Genomic DNA, 18,909 nt, shown 5'->3' on the forward strand with positions numbered 1-18,909 from the left:
CAGTTAAAAATAAAAACGTAAAGGAGAAGATAACAAATGAATCAGAGAGAAAGAATGTTAAACGGACTTCCGTACAAAGCGTGGTTAGATGGGCTTGAAGAGGACAGACAGGCATGCAAACAGAAGATTTATGATTTTAATCAGCTGCCACCGTCCAGACAGAGCAAAGAAGCTCCACAGATGATCAAAAATATTTTGGGGAAAACAGGAGAAAGTGTATGGGTGGAAGCACCATTTCATTGCGATTACGGCTGGAATATCGAAGTTGGTGAGAATTTCTATGCCAATTATAATCTGACAATCCTTGACGTAGGCAAAGTAACCCTTGGAAAAAATGTCCAGATTGCGCCGAATGTTTCCATCTACACAGCAGGTCATCCGGTTCATCCGGACAGCCGTAATTCCGGATACGAATATGGAATTCCTGTTACGATTGGAGACAATGTATGGATTGGTGGAAACACAGTGATTCTTCCGGGAGTTACCATTGGAAATAATGTAGTGATCGGTGCCGGAAGTGTAGTTTCCAAAGATATTCCGGACAATATGATCGCTGTTGGAAATCCATGCAGAGTGATCCGTGAGATCACAGATGAGGACAGAATTTACTATTTCAAAAAACAGAAATTTGATGATGAAGCATGGAACGAGATAAATAATAAATAAACACAGATTATATATGATACGATTATTTATGCTTATGAGAAGGCTGCTGTAATGGGAATCAAACCTATCCGGCAGCCTTTTATACGGTTAATCAATGGTGATTTCGGAAAAAGCAAAGAGCAGAATCAGAAAGGGTTTGAGTCAATGACAGAAATTTTCGGAAAAATCATCGTAAGATGTTGCAAAATGACAGAAAAGAGGAGTTTTTGCGCATGACATACCATGGAAAATATGATATGATGGACACAGAGATAAAAATTCGCACAATTAGATAAAAATTAAGAAAATATGCTGAAACAGTATATGGGAAGGAGACTTTATATTATGGGATTAATCAAAGCAGCCGCCGGTGCATTTGGCGGAACAATGGCAGATCAGTGGAAGGAGTTTTTCTATTGTGATGCGATAGATAAGGATGTTCTGGTTGTCAAAGGGGAGAAAAGAGTAAGTGGTCGTTCTTCTAATAAAAAAGGAAATGACAACATTATTTCCAGTGGTTCCGGAATTGCAGTTGCAGATGGCCAGTGTATGATCATTGTGGAACAGGGAAAAGTCGTAGAAGTATGTGCGGAACCAGGTCAGTTTACCTATGATGCATCAACAGAACCGAGCATTTTCTCCGGAAGTTTAGGAGAGGGAATCAGCAGAACCTTTGAAACGGTAAAGAAACGTTTTGAATTTGGCGGAGATACAGGCAAAGACCAGAGAGTGTACTATTTTAATACGAAAGAACTGGTAGATAATAAATTCGGAACGGCAAATCCGATTCCATTCCGCGTAGTTGACAGAAATATCGGTCTTGATATTGATGTATCTGTACGTTGTAATGGTATTTATTCCTATAAGATTGTTGACCCGCTTCTGTTCTATACAAATGTATGTGGAAATGTAGAACAGCAGTATGACAGAGAAGAAATAGAAGGTCAGTTAAAGACAGAGTTTGTCAGTGCTTTACAACCTGCATTTGCAAAGATCTCAGAGCTTCAGATTCGTCCAAGTGCGATTCCGGGACATGTGCAGGAATTATGCGATGCCATGAATGAGGCACTTACAAAGAAATGGCTGGAAACAAGAGGACTTGCAGTGGTTTCTATTGCCATGAATCCGGTGACACTTCCGGAAGAAGACGCGCAGATGATTAAGGATGCCCAGAAGAATGCGATTATGCGTGATCCGACTATGGCGGCAGCTACACTTGCCGGAGCGCAGGCAGAGGCTATGAAAGCAGCGGCTTCCAATCAGGCAGGTGCTATGACTGGATTTATGGGAATGGGTATGGCAAGTCAGGCTGGCGGAGCGAATATGCAGAGTCTTTATCAGATGGGAGCACAGCAACAGGCTCAGGCAGCGCCGAAAATGCAGCCATCATCCGGTGTGGGAACATGGAAATGCGAATGTGGAGCTGAGAATACCGGAAAGTTCTGCGCAGAATGTGGAAAACCGAAACCACAGCCGGCAGAGTGGACCTGTAGCTGTGGAGCAGTAAATATCGGAAAGTTCTGTTCTGAGTGTGGTAGCCCGAGACCGGCAGGCAAATGGATCTGCAGCTGTGGAGCTGAGAATACCGGAAAGTTCTGCGCAGAGTGCGGAAAACCAAGACCATAAGAAAGGGATTGTATACGGTCATATTACCAGGAAACGGTAGTATAAGAATACAGTACGAGGGGGAAACCTATGTCTGATTTAAAAGAATACAAGTGTCCTGCCTGTGGGGGTTCAATCGAATTTGACAGCCATTTACAGAAAATGAAGTGTCCATATTGTGATACAGAATTTGAACTGGACACGTTAAAAGAATTTGACGAACAGATAAAGCGTGAGGCAGCGCAGGAAGATGATCTGTCAGGATGGCAGACGGATGCCGGCGGAGAATGGCAGGAAGGTGAGACAGATGGGATGAATGTCTATACCTGCCAGTCCTGTGGCGGCGAGATCATTGCAGATGAGACTACAGGAGCAACGAACTGTCCATATTGTGGAAATCCTGTAATTATGACAGCGAAATTTAAAGGAGCTTTAAGACCTGATCTGGTGATTCCGTTTAAGTTAGATAAGAAAGCTGCGAAAGAGGCTTACTATAAACATATCAAAGGAAGACGATTACTTCCAAAAACATTCCGAAAAGAAAATCATATAGATGAGATTAAGGGAGTCTATGTTCCGTTCTGGCTTTTTGATGCGGATGTCAATGCGGATGTCCGTTATAGGGCAACGAAAGTGAGAACATGGAGCGATCATGATTATGATTATACAGAAACCAGCTATTATTCCGTAGAGAGAAATGGAGATATGGCATTTGCCTCTGTCCCTGTAGATGGATCTGAGAAAATGCCGGATGATCTTATGGAATCAATAGAGCCATTTGATATGTCTAAAGCAGTAGATTTTCAGACTGCATATCTTTCCGGATATCTGGCAGATAAATATGATGTCAGTCAGGAGCAAAGTGTGAACAGAGCACATGAACGTATGAAGAAGAGTGCAGAGGAAGTAATTGCTGATACTGTAAGAGGATATACTACTGTAGTTCCGGAGAATTCAAATGTATCTATGTCAGGAGGCAAGGCACAGTACGCATTATATCCGGTATGGATTTTGAACACGACCTGGAAAGATACGAGATACATATTTGCAATGAACGGGCAGACTGGAAAGATGACAGGGGATCTTCCAATCGATGAAAAAATTTATAGGAAATATCTTGCCGGTCTGACGGTAGTGTTTACTGCTATCGCTTATCTTGTAGGAATGCTGATTTTTTAGGGAGGACGAAGAATGTTAAAAAGAAAGATAATACCTGCATTTCTGGCTTCTGTCCTTGCTATATCTGCTACAGCAGGAGTTTCAGCAGAAGTATTTTCGGAGAATGCGTATGCGGCGGAAGAATTGCACACAGTAAGATTGGTGGACTATGCAGGCCTTCTGGAAGATGATGAGGCAGAGACGCTGGAAGAGAAGCTTGATCAGATCAGTGAAGATTATGACTGTGACGTTGTGATCGTTACAGAAGAGAGCATAGACGGAGCTGATCCTATGGCCTATGCAGATGATTTCTATGATTATAATGACTATGGCATGGGAGATGACAATAGCGGTATTTTACTGTTGCTGACTATGTCAGAACGTAAATGGAAGATGTCTACGCATGGTGATGCGATCCGGATTTTCACCGATGCAGGGCAGGAGTACATGTCTGATAAATTTGTTTCATCATTAACGGATGGTGATTATTACGAAGGATTTACAGAGTTTGCAGATCTTTGCGAGGAGTTTATCATACAGGCACAAAATGGAGAACCGTATGATGTGGAGAATATGCCGGACGACTCTATATCCGCAGGCTTTCTATTCCTTATGTCACTGGCAGTCGGTTTTGTTCTTGCATTGATCGTATCAGTGGTGATGCGATGTCAGATGAAAACAGTTCATATGAAACCTGATGCGGCAGATTATATGAAAGCAGGAAGCCTTCACATTAACAGAAGCCGTGATATGTTCCTGTATAATCATGTTACACGTACAGCGAAGCCAAAGAATGAAGATTCCGGCGGTGGAAGCAGTACACATACAAGTTCTTCGGGAGAGACACATGGAGGTTCCGGAGGATCATTTTAAATCTAAAGATCCTGGCTTTTGTCTTATAAAAATTATAAGTAAAAGCCGGGATTTTTCTCATATCACAGGAAATTACTCTGTAATGTTCCTATAACATAAAAAGCTCTCCTGGAGGGATTTATATATATGTAAATAGTTTTGCTGCTGCTTACACTTTGCTGTCTATGCAGAATATATTATCATGGACGGAGTGAGCCATCACATGCTTTTTGTAAAATTAGCACAAATTTCTGATGTTATATAGTTTATACGAATATGTTTATAATAGGAAATAATATAAAATATCGGGATATCAGTTGCAAGACGGAAAAGAATATGCTACAGTACAAAGTGGTTTGCTTTGTGTCAGACCACAAAACCGGCTACTGTCCAGCACATGTGAACAGTAGCAAAAATATTACGAAATGGAAACGATGGAGAGAACATGAAAAAATACGTTGATAATTTTTTGCAGTACCGCTTCCTTTTATCGGAACTGGTAAAAAAAGGAATTAAGCTGAAGTACAGACGTTCTTATCTGGGAATCGTATGGTCCATGCTGGAACCATTGCTTACAATGATCGTACTTACCATTGTGTTTGGTACCTTATATGGAAATACAGACAGGACATTTCCGGTGTATATTCTGACAGGACGATTGTTGTACAGCTTCTTTTCACAGGCAACAAAGGCGGCATTGAAATCTATCAGACAGAATTCGGCGATGATCAAGAAAGTTTATGTGCCGAAATATTTATATCCCTTGTCCAGTGTGCTTTTTAACTATGTGATTTTTTTAATTTCACTGATTGTGCTGGCAATTGTAAGCATAGTGCTTGGAGTAAAACCTACAGTTTATCTGATTCAGGCACCGATAGCATTAATTCTCATTCTTATTATGTCTTACGGAGTGGGAATGATCCTGGCAACGATTGGTGTATTTTTCAGAGATATGGAGTATCTTTGGTCTGTAGCACTTATGCTGGTCATGTATACATGTGCGATTTTTTACTATCCAACAAAACTCTTAAAAAGTGGATGGGCATGGATCTTAAAATATAATCCGCTGTATTGTGTGATTGATATTTTCCGATGCTCTGTATTTGGAGAAATGATGAATATTCATTACTTTGAATATGCATTGGGCTTTTCTATCGTGATGATTTTAATTGGATTATTCTGTTTTAAGAAGAAACAGGATGATTTTATTCTTTATATCTAGTAAGTAAGCTCCCTGTGAGGATGCGAAGAGCCATAAAGTTACTGAAAATACTGAAAACAGTATAAACAGTAACTTAATAATTGGCGGGCAGGGACTTGCTAATTTTATGAACAATAAGGAGAAAAGATGAGCAAACCAGCGATTATTGTTGATAATGTCAGCATGAAGTTTAACCTCAGCAAAGAAAAAGTAGACAGCCTCAAGGATTATATTATCAAATCAATCAAAAAAGAGATTAAGTATAATGAGTTCTGGGCGTTACAGAATGTAAGTTTTACTGTAGAAAAAGGTGACAGAGTAGGAATCCTTGGACTGAATGGTGCAGGAAAGAGTACTCTTTTGAAAGTAATTGCCGGTGTTTTTAAACCGACAGAAGGAACAGTTACCAAGCATGGAAAGATGGTACCGCTTTTGGAACTTGGTGCCGGCTTTGATCCACAGTATACAGGAAAAGAGAACATTTACCTTTATGGAGCAATGCTCGGATATACAAAAGAATTTATTGATGAGAAGTATGATGAAATTGTAAAGTTTTCAGAACTGAAAGATTTTATTGATGTTCCGATCAAGAACTACTCATCAGGTATGAAATCCCGACTGGGATTTTCTATTGCGACAGTGGTTTCCCCTAAGATTCTGATTCTGGACGAAGTGTTATCTGTCGGTGATGCGAAGTTTCGTAAGAAAAGTGAGAAAAAAGTCCTTAGTATGTTTGACTCAGGGGTGACTGTGCTGTTTGTATCTCATTCCCTTGCACAGGTACAGAGAATCTGTAACAAAGCAATGATCCTTGAAAAAGGAAAACTGATCGCATACGGTGATATTGATACAATCTCTGAACAGTATGAAAAGATGACAAATTAAAAATCACCCCAAAAAGATCACCGGATATCAAAAGGTGACAGCAACATGACATTATGCTGCATAAAATCAAGAAGAAACAGGGAGTGCATAATGAAAATACTTCAGATTGGAATGGGAAATATTGCCGGAGGTCTGGAATCATTTGTGATGAATTATTACAGAGTTCTGGTTCATATGGATGTACAATTTGATTTTGTGTGTATGTATGATAAAATTGCATATGAAGATGAAATAAAAAAGCTCGGCGGAAAGATTTATTACATCCCAAATGTAAAGAAAAATTATCAAGGTTATGTGAAGCAATTAAAAAGAATCCTGAGAGAGACGAAATACGATGTGGTACATGTAAATATGCTGTCAGCAGCGAATATTGTTCCGCTTCGTATAGCCGGTAAAATGAATATACCAAAGGTAATTGCACACAGCCACAGTTCCTCCTGTCCGGGATTTATCCGAAAAACAATGGATTGGTGGAACCGGCCGAAAATTGCCAGATATGCCACAGAGAGAGTTGCCTGCGGGGAAATGGCCGGAAGATGGCTGTTCGGAGATAAGGCATACCAGAGTGGAAAGGTGATTCTGGTCAATAATGCGATACAGGCAGAAAAATTCTGCTTTCAGGCAGAAGAGAGGGATGTACTTCGCAAAAAGATGGGCTGGGAAAATAAGATAGTGATCGGACATGTGGGAAGATTTGATATTCCAAAGAATCATGACCGCATGGTTGACATCATGAAGTGTGTTGTCACAAAGAATAAAGACGTTGTATTGTGCCTGATAGGTCCAAAAGAAGGCTTGTATGAACAAATCAGAGAAAAAGTTCAGAAAGCTGATTTGGAAAAGCATGTATATTTTGCAGGAAAGCAGGAGAATGTTTCAAGATATCTGTCTGCGATGGATGTATTTCTTTTTCCGTCTCTTTTTGAAGGAGTACCGTTTGCGTTGATCGAAGAACAGGCAAACGGACTGCCATGTGTCATGTCGGATGCTGTCTCTGAAGAAGCAGTTATCTTTCCTGAAAGTGTAAAACGTCTGTCTCTTCAGAAAGATGATCAGACCTGGGCTGATACAATTATACAGATGGGTAATCTGAAAAGAAAACCACAGGATGTGATCTGTGAGGGGATTCGCAAAGCTCATTTTGATATTACAACAGAAGCACAGCGGCTTAAGGACCTTTATCTTGGAATAGGAGCTGGAGGATGAATAAAATAGATTTTGTACTGGCCTGGGTAGATGGGGCAGATAAGGAATGGCTGGAAGAGCGCCGTAAATATAATCCTGCAAAAGGTGCAGATAATTCAGCTGCAAGATACCGGGACTGGGAAAATCTTCAGTACTGGTTCAGGGGTGTAGAGAAATTTGCACCGTGGGTAAACAGGATATATTTTGTAACCTGCGGTCATATACCGCCGTGGCTGAATACTTCTCATCCTAAATTGAAGTTGATCAGGCATTCAGATTATATGAAACCGGAATATCTGCCTACTTTTAATATCAACTCTATTGAATTGAACTTTCACAGGATACCGGAATTGTCAGAGCAGTTTGTCTATTTTAATGATGATATGTTTCTGTTAAAGTCTGTGAAGGAAGAAGATTTCTTTAAAGACGGACTTCCGCGGGACTGCTGTATTGAGACTGCGTTGGTGCAGGATGATATCAGAAATCCGTTTGCATCAATGCTGATGAACGATGCGGCGTTGATAAATATGCATTATTCCAAGCGTGAGGTAATAAAAAAACACTGGAAAAAATGGTTTAATCCATCTTATGGAAAGATGGCACTAAGAAATCTGTTGATGCTTCCTTACAGAGACTTTTCAAGTTTTAAGTATACACATCTGCCGAGCGCTTTTCTGAAAAGTACATACGAGCAGCTGTGGGATGAAGAAGGTTCATTCCTGGATGAAGTATGTAGAAATCGGTTCCGGACATCATTTGATGTAAATCAGTATGTACTGAAATATTGGCAGTATATGGAAGGAAAGTTTGTACCTCAATCTCCGAAAATTGGAAAATTTTATACGATCGGTCTGCATGATGAACAGATTCATTCAGCCATCAGAAAACAGCAGTGCCAGATGATCTGCATTAATGATACGGCAGATGTAGGTGATTTTGAAAAGCAGAAAAAACGGATCATTCAGTCCTTTGAAAGTATTCTGCCAAAGAAATCATCTTTTGAATTATAATAATGCGAGAATCGTAGGATTTTGTGTTACCGGGCATGGAGTGAAAAGTAACGATTTTGTCCCTGATATTTCATAATCTGTATCTCAGGAGGAAAGAATGATATTAGATTCCATTAAGGAACAATTTAAGAAAAAAGGATTCTGGAAAACGATAGAATTTTATTTCTGTCGGGTCATGTCGAAAGCGGCACTTAAAGTAGTTGGGACTTATGCTGCAAATCATGGAAAACTGCATAGAAATTATATTGTATTTAAAAACAGGACGATGCAGGATATGACAGATAATGCCAGGGCCTTCTTTGAATATTTGGTCCATAATGAAGCGTATAAAAATTACCAGATTATCTGGATGGTTTCGGATAAAAGAAAATTTCGGAAATGCAAATATAAGAATGTAAAGTTTGTAACAGCAGAGAGCAGGAATGGATGGACCAGTCCGTTGGCGTATTATTATGGGGCTGTTTCCGGATTTTTCTTTTATACGAATAATACTGCCTATCTGAATCTGCATCATTGTCCGGGACAGATTACAGTGAATCTGTGGCATGGATGTGGATATAAGGATGTTCCCAGAGAGAAACGTGAGAATACAGGGGCAAGTATGATGCATTTTGATTATGCACTTGTGCCTGGAGAGGCATTTGTGGAAACAAAATCCCGTTACTGGAAATGCCCGAAAGAGAAGATACTTCCGCTCGGATATCCAAGATACGACTGGATGCTGCATCCATCTATGAATAGTCAGGATATCATCTGGAAAATGTTTGGAATGAAGGCAGATAAGGCGATCTTGTGGATGCCTACATTCAGAAACAGTGAAGTTCTGGACAGTGCAGAAAGTAAGATCAAACTTCCGTTTCCACTGCCGGGATTTAAGAATGAAGAAGAGCTGAGACATCTTGATAAGACGCTGAAACATTTGAATGTTTTGCTTATTATCAAGAAACATCCGGTGCAGAAAGAATGGGACATAGAAGAGGATGCTTTTGAGAATATTCGTTTTGTGAATCAGGAAATGCTGGATCAGAAAGAAATACAGCTGTATGAACTGATCAGTGCCAGTGATGGACTGATTTCAGATTATTCATCGGTAGCCGTCGATTATATGCTGCTGAATCGGCCACTGGCTTTTGTGCTGTCAGATATGCAGCAATATAAAGAGACCAGAGGCTTTGTATTTGAGAATCCACAGGAATATATGCCAGGCGAGAAAATTTATGATCTTAAAGGTCTGGAGGAATTTGCTGTACATGTGTCAGGAGAAAAGGACCTGTACCGGGAAGAACGAAGAAAATTGCTTCCGGTTATGCATCAGATGCCTGTCAAAGAAAATTATTCTAAGGCATTGGCAGAGTTTCTGAAATTATAAAGTCCTATGATTTATCGGTTGAAGACATCATCAGTAATAGCTTAGAACGTGTTTGAAAAATGCAATAAAAATGTAAGAAATGGAGAACATTATGGAAAAGGTAATTGGATACACACAGGGAACTTTTGATATGTTTCATATTGGCCATCTGAATCTCATCAAAAACGCAAAACGTCATTGTGACTATCTGATCGTTGGTGTAAATGCTGATGATCTGGTGGAATCATATAAACATAAAAGACCAATCATTCCGCTGGAAGAGAGAGCGGAGATCGTTCGTGCGATCAAATATGTAGATGAGGTAATTGTTACTACAACTCTGGATAAGAAAAAAGTATGGGAAAAAATACGATTCAATGAGATCTATATCGGAGATGACTGGAAAGGTAACGAGCGCTGGGAAAAAACAGGAAAAGAGATGGAAGCACTCGGAGCAAAGCTTGTATATCTTCCATATACGAAAGATACTTCATCAACCATGCTTCGTGAAAAATTAAAAGAGTTTTAAGGAGTGTTTATATGGGAATCCAGAAGAAAGTCAAGAAGAAAATAAAGAAAATTAAAAATGCGGCAAAAAAAATCCAGAAAGTAAAAGCCCAAAAGGGCAGAAAAGCAATGCTTTCTGAATTGTGGGCAACCATCACATATGGAATTTATGATGGACGTACGATCAGACGTATGAAGAAGTTTCCACCGGCATTAATAGAAAACAGAATGCTTTTTGAGACAAATGATGATTTTACGGATAATGGTCGTGCACTGTTTGATTATCTGGTTGAAAATGGATACAACAAAAAATACGAAATCATATGGCTGGTTCATGAGCCGGAAAAATATAAAGAATATGCCGTAGAGAATGTGAAATTCGTAAGAAACTTTAAGAAAGGTTCTACGATCCGAAGAGCAGAAGCGTATAAATATGCTCTGACATCCAAATATATTTTCTATACTCAGGCATTTAACTGGATTGGAATGTCAAGAAGAAATCAGCTCTTTATTGATCTCTGGCATGGATGCGGATATAAGGCAAATAAAAATGGACGTAAGGTATTTTTTGATTATTGTCTGGTTCCCGGAGATATCTTTATTAAAACAAAGATGGAATTCTTTGGATGTACTTCCAAGAAACTTCTCTCTTTTGGATACCCGCGTTATGATATGATGCTCAGAGGAAGCAAAAAGGCAGACGAGTTTAAGGAGAAGCTGCTGAAAGAAACGAACAGTGAGAAAATGATTCTCTGGATGCCGACATACAGACATGCTTCCAGCGAACGTCTCAATGAGGAAACATTGAATAATGAATTTAATATTCCGATCATTGACGATGCAGACAAACTTCTTGAACTGAATAATTTCTGTAAGGAAAATCATATTCTGATCGTTATCAAGAAGCATTATCTCCAGATTCCGTATGATTTTGGTGAGAATGTTCTTACAAATATTGTTTATCTGGAAAATAAAGATCTTGCTGATAACGAATTACAGCTTTATGAATTCATCAACTGCTCAGATGCGCTTGTTTCAGATTATTCATCTGTTGCGATTGACTATCTGCTTCTGGACAGACCACTGGGCTTCACATTGGATGATTATGAAGCTTATACAGAGTCCAGAGGATGGGTATTTGATGATCCGCTGGAATATATGCCTGGTGAACATATGTACAATATGCAAGATTTTGAGAATTTTATTTTGGATATCAAGAATGGAAATGATAAGTATAAGGAACAGCGTGCCAGTGTAAGAGCGAAAACACATAATGTGTGCGATAATTACTGTCAGCGTGTACTGGATTACTTTAACATCACTATGTAAAGCCATAACAGGAGAAGAAAGATAAATGAAAATATGTATTTGGTGTACTAAGATATTTGATCTTGGCGGAACTAAGCGAGTTGTCACACTCCTTGCAAATGAACTTGTAAAAGAACACGATGTAACGATCATGATATACCAGGATAGATTTAAAGAAGACCGCAATATGTACCATATGAGCGAAGATATCAAAGTGGACTTTATTGACAACAGTGAATTTGTCAATCGCCATCATACACCGGCTTTCTGCTGGCGTTATCTTGTTCAGAAACTGAATGCGAAATATGGAATTTTTAATAAAGAAAGATTTAACGATATCCTGGCAGATGCGATTTTCCCTAAGAAGACCAGGGAAAAATGGGTGAAGTATTTAAATGAGCAGAACTATGATATCATTATTACAACTGCCGGTCTGAGTCTTCGCCTTGGTATGCTGGCACCGGAACTGAATGCAAAGACGATTGGCTGGCAGCATAACTGCTATGCCGGATATCTGGATGTGCCTAATGTTGTATTCTGGAAACAGGAATGTCTGCTTCAGGAATATCTGCCCAAATTGGACAGATATATCGTCCTCAGTGATTATGATAAACGCGATTATAAGAAATTCCTGGATATTGATACAGAGGTTAAAATCAATCCGAGAAGTTTCGTAAGCGAACGCAAATGTGATCCAAAATCCAAGCGTTTTCTTATGGCTACCCGTTTCGTATATGCCAAGGGTCTTGACTTGATGATGGAATCCTTTGAGGAATTCTGCAAACAGGATGACGAATGGCAGTTAGATATTATCGGAGCCGGTGATCTTTGGAACCAGATCGTGGCAGATGCCAAAAGACGTGGTATTGAAGACAGAGTTAACTTTGTTGGCTATACCAATGAACCGGAGAAATATTATCTGAATTCATCTATTTTCCTTCTTCCGTCAAGATGGGAAGGGTGGCCGATGGTTATCATGGAAGCTTTTGAGTTTGGTCTTCCGGTTATCGCATTCCATACAGGTGCGATGGATCTGATCATAGATGATGGAAAGACAGGATACCTGCCGGAAGCTTTTGATACAAAGAAATTTACAGATGCAATGTTAAAACTTGCCCATGACGAAGAGCTTCGCAGGGAAATGTCCAGAAATGCAATCTGGAAGTCAGAAGATTTTGCAATTGAAAAAGCTGTCAAAGAATGGAACCGTCTTTTCAACCGTGTGATGGGAATTGAGACATTTTATCAGAAGAATGAAAAGAAGATTCTTGAATGCAGGGAAAAATATCCGTTGAGAACCAGTTATGCTGAATTTGTAAAGGAATATCAGCTAAGGGATAAAACCATTCTTTACGAAGCGTTTGGCGGACGTGGAATGATCTGTAATCCGTATGCTCTTTTCCTGTACCTTCTGGAAAAAGAAGAGTATCAGGATTATACACATATCTGGGTTTTAGATGATTTTGAAGACAACAGGAAGCAGATTGAAAAATACGAGAAATATCCAAATGTAAGATTTGTAAAATATAAGTCAAAGGAATATTGTAAAGATCTTGCAACGGTAAAATATCTGGTAAATAATGTAAGTTTCCCAAGTTATTTCCTTAAGAGAGAAGGACAGGTGCTGATCGATACCTGGCATGGTACTCCGTTAAAGAACATGGGATTTGATATTCCGGGAGCTAATATTTCTCAGGGAAATACAGCAAGAAATCTTCTCAGTGCAGATTATATTGTTTCTTCAGGCCCTTACATGACTGAGACGGCATATAAGAATTCTTATAAAATGCAGAATTTGTATGAGGGAACAATCCTTGAAGAAGGCTTCCCGCGCAATGATAAACTGTTTGAGAATAATCGCGCAGAAATTATTCGGAAACTTCAAAGTTATGGCGTAAATGCAGAAGCGGATAAAAAAATAATCCTTTATGCTCCGACATGGAGAGGTGAGCAGTATAGTCAGCCGGATACAGATTTACAGGACGTATATAAACTGATTCAGATCATAGAAAACAGCATAGATACAAAAGAGTATCAAGTATTGGTTAAACTTCATCAGATCGTATATCATTATCTGAAAGAGAATCAGGTGGAACTGGGAGATGCTCAGGCGAAATTTATCCCTGCTACAATGGATACCAATGAGATTTTGTCTGTAACAGATGTACTTATTTCTGATTATTCCAGTATTTTCTACGATTTCATGCTGACAGGAAAACCGATTCTGTTCTATGTGCCTGATGCAGAAAACTTTGAAGATTACAGAGGATTATATTATGGATTTGACAATCTTCCGGGACCGGCGGTATCTTCACCGGAGAAACTGGGTGAGCTGCTCAAAGATATTCCGGCAGCAGTAAGTTCTTATCAGGAGAAATATGCGAAAGCCAGAGTACAGATATGTCCAAGAGATGACGGAAATGTCTGCAGACGAATCGTTGATGTGATGTTTGACGGGAAAGAACCGGTAAATCCGGTATACCTGAATAAAACAGATAAAGTAAAACTTTTGGTATATGCAGGTGATTTTAGTAATGCACCTGAGACAACGGCATTTTATGAATTCCTGAACAAAGTAGATTTTGAACATTTTGATGTCACTCTGATTGGTAATGGCGCAAAGGAAGAGGAATCTGCAAAGAAATTGAATGAACTGTCAAAAGAAGTGAGGGTATTATACTGGAAACGTTCTTATCCTGCTACAGATGAGGAATATGTATGCCATAAGAAGTTCATGAAAGCAGAGGAAACAGAAGTGCCTGAGATGCTTCTTGATTTCTATAAACGTGAGCTTCGAAGAATACTGGGAATGTCAAAGTTTGACTATGCTGTAGTATTTACAGATATGAAGAAGTTTTTCCCTGCAATGTCTGGTGCACTGGATGTGAAGCAGATATATGACATAGAAAACTGGCAGGAAGTTCTGAAATTTTAAAAAATTATGTAAGCAGTCTGGTAAGTATAAATACTGGACTGCTTTTTATATTATAGAAATTTTTTTGTAGTATTTCTATGACAGGAAAATATGATAAAGCTTTTCGGGTGCTACTGAGAACGGAGTGAACAGTAACTTTCAGGTGCGCAGATAATTGCGCATGGATTTTAAGGCATTTTTCTCCAGGCGACTGACCTGTGCCTGGGAGATGCCTATTTCCTGAGCCACTTCCATCTGAGTTTTTCCTTCGTAAAAGCGCAGTTCTATGATATGTTTTTCACGTTTGCTTAGACGCTTCATGGCTTCCCGGAGAGACAGATCTTCAATCCAGCGATCTTCTTTATTTTTGGTATCGCTGATTTGATCCATAACATAAAGAGTATCTCCTCCTTCGGTATAAACCGGTTCAAAGAGGCTTACCGGATTTTGAATCGCGTCCAGAGCGTATACGATCATTTCTTTTTCGATACCGATTTCCTGTGCAATTTCGGTGACTGTCGGTTCTTTAAGATGCTGTTTCATATAAGTTTCGCGGGTATAGATCGCTTTATATGCAATGTCGCGAAGAGAGCGGCTTACACGAATGCTGTTATTATCCCTTAGGTATCTTCGGATTTCTCCAATGATCATGGGAACGGCATATGTTGAAAATTTTACCTGTAGAGTTGTGTCAAAGTTATCGATTGCTTTGATCAGGCCGATACAGCCGATCTGAAAGAGATCATCTGCATTTTCGCTGCTGTTTTGAAATCTTCGTATCACACTGAGGACCAGCCGCAGATTTCCTTTGATGTATAATTCACGTGCCTGTTCATCACCTTTTTTGATACGGCTGAACAGTTCTTCTTTTTCTTCTGCATTAAGAACAGGAAGTTTCGCCGTATTGACTCCACAGATTTCTACTTTGTTCAGTGCCATCTTTTTTGAATCCTCCTTATTATCCTTAAACGTAAAACAGTAAAATTTACCTGATAATGTTTCAGTAAGAATGATTCTCAGATGGAGGAATAATTATACTTTTAACTGGAAAATATAAAAAATATTGCCCCTTGACAAAGTAAAGGCTTAAAGCATATCGCTATATCCGCCTGACGCCGCAGCAGGTGTGGATATATGGTTATTTATGTAAACATTTTTCTTCTTCAATCTCCACAAGAATAATATCATCACCAATTCGGCAGATACATTCCCAGGGAATGAGATATTCGCTGTCATGTCCAAAAAGACAACACAGTTTTCCGGGACCAGGCACGATCAAAGCTGTCAGACGATTGGTTTTGCAGTCGAATTCTATATCAACAGGACATCCAAGACTTCGACAGGTACAGGTATTGATTACTTCTTTTTGCTTTAATTCGCAGATTCTCATAGAATTGGAAGATCCTTTCTGAATACAAAGAGTTATCCGTTACCGAGATTGAAATGAACAGTAACGTTATCTGATAACAATTTATGTATTTTTGCGAAAATTTATGCAAGTCCTTTTATTGACACTTCAAATAGAAATACAGTATAATAAACTCATACATAACTGTTCAGTACCATGTTTCTATGTGAAAATATCTCATGGGATAGTAGACTGCTGAATAGTTACAGCTATACAACATAATCTCACAGAAAACGTGATATGACTTAAAAAGGGGGGACGTCCTATGAAGTGTCCATTTTGTAATCAGGATAACACGAGAGTAGTTGATTCCAGACCGGTAGAGGATACAAACTCTATTCGCCGCCGCCGTTTATGCGATGCCTGTGGCAGAAGATTTACTACATATGAGAAAGTGGAGAGTATTCCGCTTACGGTGATCAAGAAAGATCAGAACAGAGAGCAGTACAGTCGTGCCAAGATTCAGGCAGGCATTCTGAGAGCGTGCTATAAAAGACCGATATCTATAGATAAAGTGGAAGAAATGATGGATGCCATCGAAGGGGAAATTTTTAATACGGAAGAAAAAGAAATTTCCAGCACAAAGATTGGAGAGATCGTGATGAATCATCTCAAAGATCTGGATGCGGTTGCTTATGTACGTTTCGCATCAGTGTACAGAGAATTTAAAGATGTCAGTACATTTATGGATGAACTGAAGAAGTTTATGAATTAACACATTAATATTGATCAGATGCTGTGAAAAAAAAGATAGCTGCTGTTTTGAGATAGCGGGGGAAAGACCGCATATATCAGACAGCAGTTTTTATATTACAGGTAAGCGGATTGCGAATATCCGATTGACAAATTATTTGGAAATATCCAAAATACAGACGAAAAATGGAGTATATTTTTACATTATAAAAAGCCGGCAGAATTAATTCCACCGACTTTTTATGTGTATTTTTTATGGGGTAGTTAACGAATTAAAAATTAAACAATACCCTGAGCTTTCATAGCATCTACAACTTTCTCAAAGCCTGCGATGTTAGCACCTACAACGTAGTTGCCTTCCATTCCATAACGTTTGGAAGCATCATCAACTTTGTTGAAGATGTCAACCATGATCTGATGAAGTTTTGCATCAACTTCTTCAGCTGTCCAGGAAAGTCTTGCAGAGTTCTGGCACATTTCCAGCGCGGAAGTAGCAACACCACCGGCATTAGCAGCTTTACCAGGCATAAATGTTACGCCGTTTGCCATAAGATAATCTGTTGCTTCACGGGTAGTAGGCATGTTAGCACCTTCTGCAACATATTTGCAGCCGTTTGCGATAAGAGTTTTAACGGCGTCAAGATCAAGCTCGTTCTGTGTTGCGCATGGAAGATAGATATCGCATTTGATATTCCAGATACCTTTTCCTTCTGTGTAAGTAGCGCCTTCAACACGATCAGCATATTCTTTGATACGTCCACGTTTTACTTCTTTGATATCTTTAACGATGTCAAGTTTGATTCCTTCCGGATCATAGATATATCCGTTGGAGTCGCACATAGCAACAACTTTACCGCCAAGTTCAGTAGCTTTTTCTACAGCGTAGATAGCAACGTTACCGGAACCTGTTACGATAAGAGTTTTACCGGAAATTGTATCGTTTTTAGCTTTAACCATCTCGTCAAGCATATATACAAGACCATATCCTGTAGCCTGTGTACGGATTAAAGATCCACCATAGGAAAGACCTTTACCTGTGAGAACACCTTCATATAATCCACGGTTTCTCTTGTACTGTCCGTACAGATAACCGATCTCACGTCCGCCTACACCGATATCACCTGCAGGAACGTCCATGTCAGCGCCGATATATTTGGAAAGCTCTGTCATAAAGCTCTGGCAGAATGCCATAACTTCTCTGTCAGATTTTCCTTTAGGATCGAAGTTGGAACCACCTTTACCGCCGCCGATTGGAAGACCTGTAAGAGAGTTCTTGAAGATCTGCTCAAAACCTAAGAATTTAAGAATTCCCTGGTTTACTGACGGATGGAATCTTAAACCACCCTTGTATGGTCCGATTGCGCTGTTGAACTGTACACGATAACCCTTGTTTACCTGTACAACACCTTTGTCATCTACCCACGGAACACGGAAAGAAATGATTCTTTCTGGCTCAACAAGACGCTCCAGAATGGAAAGTTTGCGGTATTCTTCTTCATTTTTGTCGATTACGACTTTAAGGGAGTCTAAAACTTCCTTTACTGCCTGATGGAATTCAGGCTCATTTGGATTCTGTGCTACGACTCTCTCGTATACCTCTTCAGTATAAGACATAATGATTTCCTCCTCGTCGATCGTTTAAGTTATAATTTTTAAATCGACGTTATTATACACTAAAGTGTTACAAATGGAAAGAGCCAAATGAAATTTTTTTATAAAAATTTTGTGAACAAATTTTGACTTGATAAAAAAAGTTAAATATGAGAAAATGTTAAGAATCATCCATATGATATTGGTCACTATAATTTCTGTAACATTTATGAGCCAGTAGCGAAAGCGGATTGCGAATATCCGATTGACACACGATCTGGTGAAAGAAAAAACAGTTTATATAAAATATAGACCAGATGGAAAAAAAATGCTATACTTTTATTAAATAGCTGGAAGCAGTTATTGTTTTAAGGTTACTGTTCACACACCACTATTCCGCGAGGTGTTTTGGCATGAATATGCCAAAATCCCGAGACATACAAGCCAAAATTCCATTGCCGCAGGCAATCTGGAATGAATTTTGGCTACGTTACTGTGAATGGAGTGAACAGTAACGTTTTAAGGTTTCGGTTACGATTCATTCTATACTTGTTATACCCGGTAACTTGCGGGATATTAGCAGTGAAAAGTAACATTATC

At 39.2% G+C, this 18,909-nt stretch carries 16 protein-coding genes; 13 read left to right on the forward strand and 3 right to left on the reverse strand.

Features of this window, described 5'->3' with window-relative positions; genetic code table 11:
• Positions 1-36: 36 nt before the first annotated feature.
• The 12 genes from WKT11_RS02220 to WKT11_RS02275 all read left to right on the forward strand — a co-directional run bounded on the left by WKT11_RS02220 (position 37) and on the right by WKT11_RS02275 (position 14,639).
• The gene (locus WKT11_RS02220; RefSeq protein ID WP_178413258.1) at positions 37-666 is read left to right on the forward strand and encodes a sugar O-acetyltransferase; all 630 of its coding nucleotides are present in this window, start codon (positions 37-39) and stop codon (positions 664-666) included.
• A 324-nt stretch (positions 667-990) separates the two neighbouring features.
• Positions 991-2,271 (forward strand): SPFH domain-containing protein, encoded by a 1,281-nt coding sequence (locus WKT11_RS02225; RefSeq protein WP_340282239.1) that lies wholly within the window; start codon positions 991-993, stop codon positions 2,269-2,271.
• A gap of 69 nt (positions 2,272-2,340) precedes the next feature.
• A complete protein-coding gene (locus tag WKT11_RS02230) occupies positions 2,341-3,429 on the forward strand; it encodes a hypothetical protein (protein WP_340282241.1) in 1,089 nt (362 codons plus the stop codon).
• 12 nt (positions 3,430-3,441) lie between these two features.
• Positions 3,442-4,281, forward strand: coding sequence for a TPM domain-containing protein (locus tag WKT11_RS02235; protein ID WP_117677020.1), 840 nt, complete (start codon positions 3,442-3,444; stop codon positions 4,279-4,281).
• Between the two features lie 424 nt (positions 4,282-4,705).
• A complete protein-coding gene (locus tag WKT11_RS02240; RefSeq protein WP_117677021.1) occupies positions 4,706-5,482 on the forward strand; it encodes an ABC transporter permease in 777 nt (258 codons plus the stop codon).
• A gap of 126 nt (positions 5,483-5,608) precedes the next feature.
• Entirely contained in the window at positions 5,609-6,346 is a 738-nt protein-coding gene (locus WKT11_RS02245) for an ABC transporter ATP-binding protein (protein ID WP_117677022.1), read from the forward strand.
• 90 nt (positions 6,347-6,436) lie between these two features.
• On the forward strand, positions 6,437-7,552 hold the full coding sequence (locus WKT11_RS02250; protein ID WP_340282247.1) for a glycosyltransferase family 1 protein: 1,116 nt from the start codon (positions 6,437-6,439) through the stop codon (positions 7,550-7,552).
• On the forward strand, positions 7,549-8,541 hold the full coding sequence (locus WKT11_RS02255; protein WP_340282249.1) for a Stealth CR1 domain-containing protein: 993 nt from the start codon (positions 7,549-7,551) through the stop codon (positions 8,539-8,541). The genes WKT11_RS02250 and WKT11_RS02255 overlap by 4 nt, the downstream gene beginning before the upstream one ends.
• 97 nt (positions 8,542-8,638) lie before the next feature.
• Entirely contained in the window at positions 8,639-9,910 is a 1,272-nt protein-coding gene (locus WKT11_RS02260; RefSeq protein ID WP_340282251.1) for a CDP-glycerol glycerophosphotransferase family protein, read from the forward strand.
• 91 nt (positions 9,911-10,001) lie between these two features.
• Entirely contained in the window at positions 10,002-10,418 is a 417-nt protein-coding gene (locus tag WKT11_RS02265) for an adenylyltransferase/cytidyltransferase family protein (protein ID WP_117677026.1), read from the forward strand.
• 11 nt (positions 10,419-10,429) lie between these two features.
• A complete protein-coding gene (locus WKT11_RS02270; protein WP_117677027.1) occupies positions 10,430-11,725 on the forward strand; it encodes a CDP-glycerol glycerophosphotransferase family protein in 1,296 nt (431 codons plus the stop codon).
• A gap of 25 nt (positions 11,726-11,750) precedes the next feature.
• Positions 11,751-14,639 carry a CDP-glycerol glycerophosphotransferase family protein gene (locus tag WKT11_RS02275; RefSeq protein ID WP_340282254.1) on the forward strand — a complete coding sequence of 963 codons (2,889 nt, stop codon included), beginning with the start codon at positions 11,751-11,753 and terminating at the stop codon, positions 14,637-14,639.
• Between the two features lie 138 nt (positions 14,640-14,777).
• Here the strand turns inward: WKT11_RS02275 and sigG are convergent, their stop codons facing one another.
• On the reverse strand, positions 14,778-15,557 hold the full coding sequence (sigG, locus tag WKT11_RS02280; protein ID WP_117677029.1) for an RNA polymerase sporulation sigma factor SigG: 780 nt from the start codon (positions 15,555-15,557) through the stop codon (positions 14,778-14,780).
• A gap of 199 nt (positions 15,558-15,756) precedes the next feature.
• A complete protein-coding gene (locus WKT11_RS02285) occupies positions 15,757-16,008 on the reverse strand; it encodes a PRC-barrel domain-containing protein (protein WP_117677030.1) in 252 nt (83 codons plus the stop codon).
• Between the two features lie 283 nt (positions 16,009-16,291).
• On the opposite strand from WKT11_RS02285, the gene nrdR reads away from it, so the two are divergent.
• Positions 16,292-16,741: a transcriptional regulator NrdR gene (nrdR, locus tag WKT11_RS02290; RefSeq protein WP_117677031.1), complete on the forward strand. Its 450-nt coding sequence runs from the start codon at positions 16,292-16,294 to the stop codon at positions 16,739-16,741.
• Positions 16,742-16,998: 257 nt separating this feature from the next.
• Here the strand turns inward: nrdR and gdhA are convergent, their stop codons facing one another.
• Positions 16,999-18,333 (reverse strand): NADP-specific glutamate dehydrogenase, encoded by a 1,335-nt coding sequence (gene gdhA, locus WKT11_RS02295; RefSeq protein ID WP_117677032.1) that lies wholly within the window; start codon positions 18,331-18,333, stop codon positions 16,999-17,001.
• Between the last annotated feature and the right edge of the window lie 576 nt (positions 18,334-18,909).

It is taken from the genome of Blautia sp. HCN-1074 (assembly GCF_037890165.1).
Lineage (GTDB): Bacteria > Bacillota > Clostridia > Lachnospirales > Lachnospiraceae > Blautia_A.

What these genes read in the sequence shown, in the direction of transcription:
- WKT11_RS02265 (WP_117677026.1), top strand. Translation starts at nt 10,002, where the DNA reads ATGGAAAAGGTAATTGGATACACACAGGGAACTTTTGATATGTTTCAT.
- nrdR (WP_117677031.1), top strand. Translation starts at nt 16,292, where the DNA reads ATGAAGTGTCCATTTTGTAATCAGGATAACACGAGAGTAGTTGATTCC.
- WKT11_RS02245 (WP_117677022.1), top strand. Translation starts at nt 5,609, where the DNA reads ATGAGCAAACCAGCGATTATTGTTGATAATGTCAGCATGAAGTTTAAC.
- WKT11_RS02235 (WP_117677020.1), top strand. Translation starts at nt 3,442, where the DNA reads ATGTTAAAAAGAAAGATAATACCTGCATTTCTGGCTTCTGTCCTTGCT.
- WKT11_RS02225 (WP_340282239.1), top strand. Translation starts at nt 991, where the DNA reads ATGGGATTAATCAAAGCAGCCGCCGGTGCATTTGGCGGAACAATGGCA.
- gdhA (WP_117677032.1), bottom strand. Translation starts at nt 18,333, where the DNA reads ATGTCTTATACTGAAGAGGTATACGAGAGAGTCGTAGCACAGAATCCA.
- WKT11_RS02260 (WP_340282251.1), top strand. Translation starts at nt 8,639, where the DNA reads ATGATATTAGATTCCATTAAGGAACAATTTAAGAAAAAAGGATTCTGG.
- WKT11_RS02240 (WP_117677021.1), top strand. Translation starts at nt 4,706, where the DNA reads ATGAAAAAATACGTTGATAATTTTTTGCAGTACCGCTTCCTTTTATCG.
- WKT11_RS02220 (WP_178413258.1), top strand. Translation starts at nt 37, where the DNA reads ATGAATCAGAGAGAAAGAATGTTAAACGGACTTCCGTACAAAGCGTGG.
- WKT11_RS02270 (WP_117677027.1), top strand. Translation starts at nt 10,430, where the DNA reads ATGGGAATCCAGAAGAAAGTCAAGAAGAAAATAAAGAAAATTAAAAAT.
- WKT11_RS02230 (WP_340282241.1), top strand. Translation starts at nt 2,341, where the DNA reads ATGTCTGATTTAAAAGAATACAAGTGTCCTGCCTGTGGGGGTTCAATC.
- WKT11_RS02275 (WP_340282254.1), top strand. Translation starts at nt 11,751, where the DNA reads ATGAAAATATGTATTTGGTGTACTAAGATATTTGATCTTGGCGGAACT.
- sigG (WP_117677029.1), bottom strand. Translation starts at nt 15,557, where the DNA reads ATGGCACTGAACAAAGTAGAAATCTGTGGAGTCAATACGGCGAAACTT.
- WKT11_RS02255 (WP_340282249.1), top strand. Translation starts at nt 7,549, where the DNA reads ATGAATAAAATAGATTTTGTACTGGCCTGGGTAGATGGGGCAGATAAG.
- WKT11_RS02250 (WP_340282247.1), top strand. Translation starts at nt 6,437, where the DNA reads ATGAAAATACTTCAGATTGGAATGGGAAATATTGCCGGAGGTCTGGAA.
- WKT11_RS02285 (WP_117677030.1), bottom strand. Translation starts at nt 16,008, where the DNA reads ATGAGAATCTGCGAATTAAAGCAAAAAGAAGTAATCAATACCTGTACC.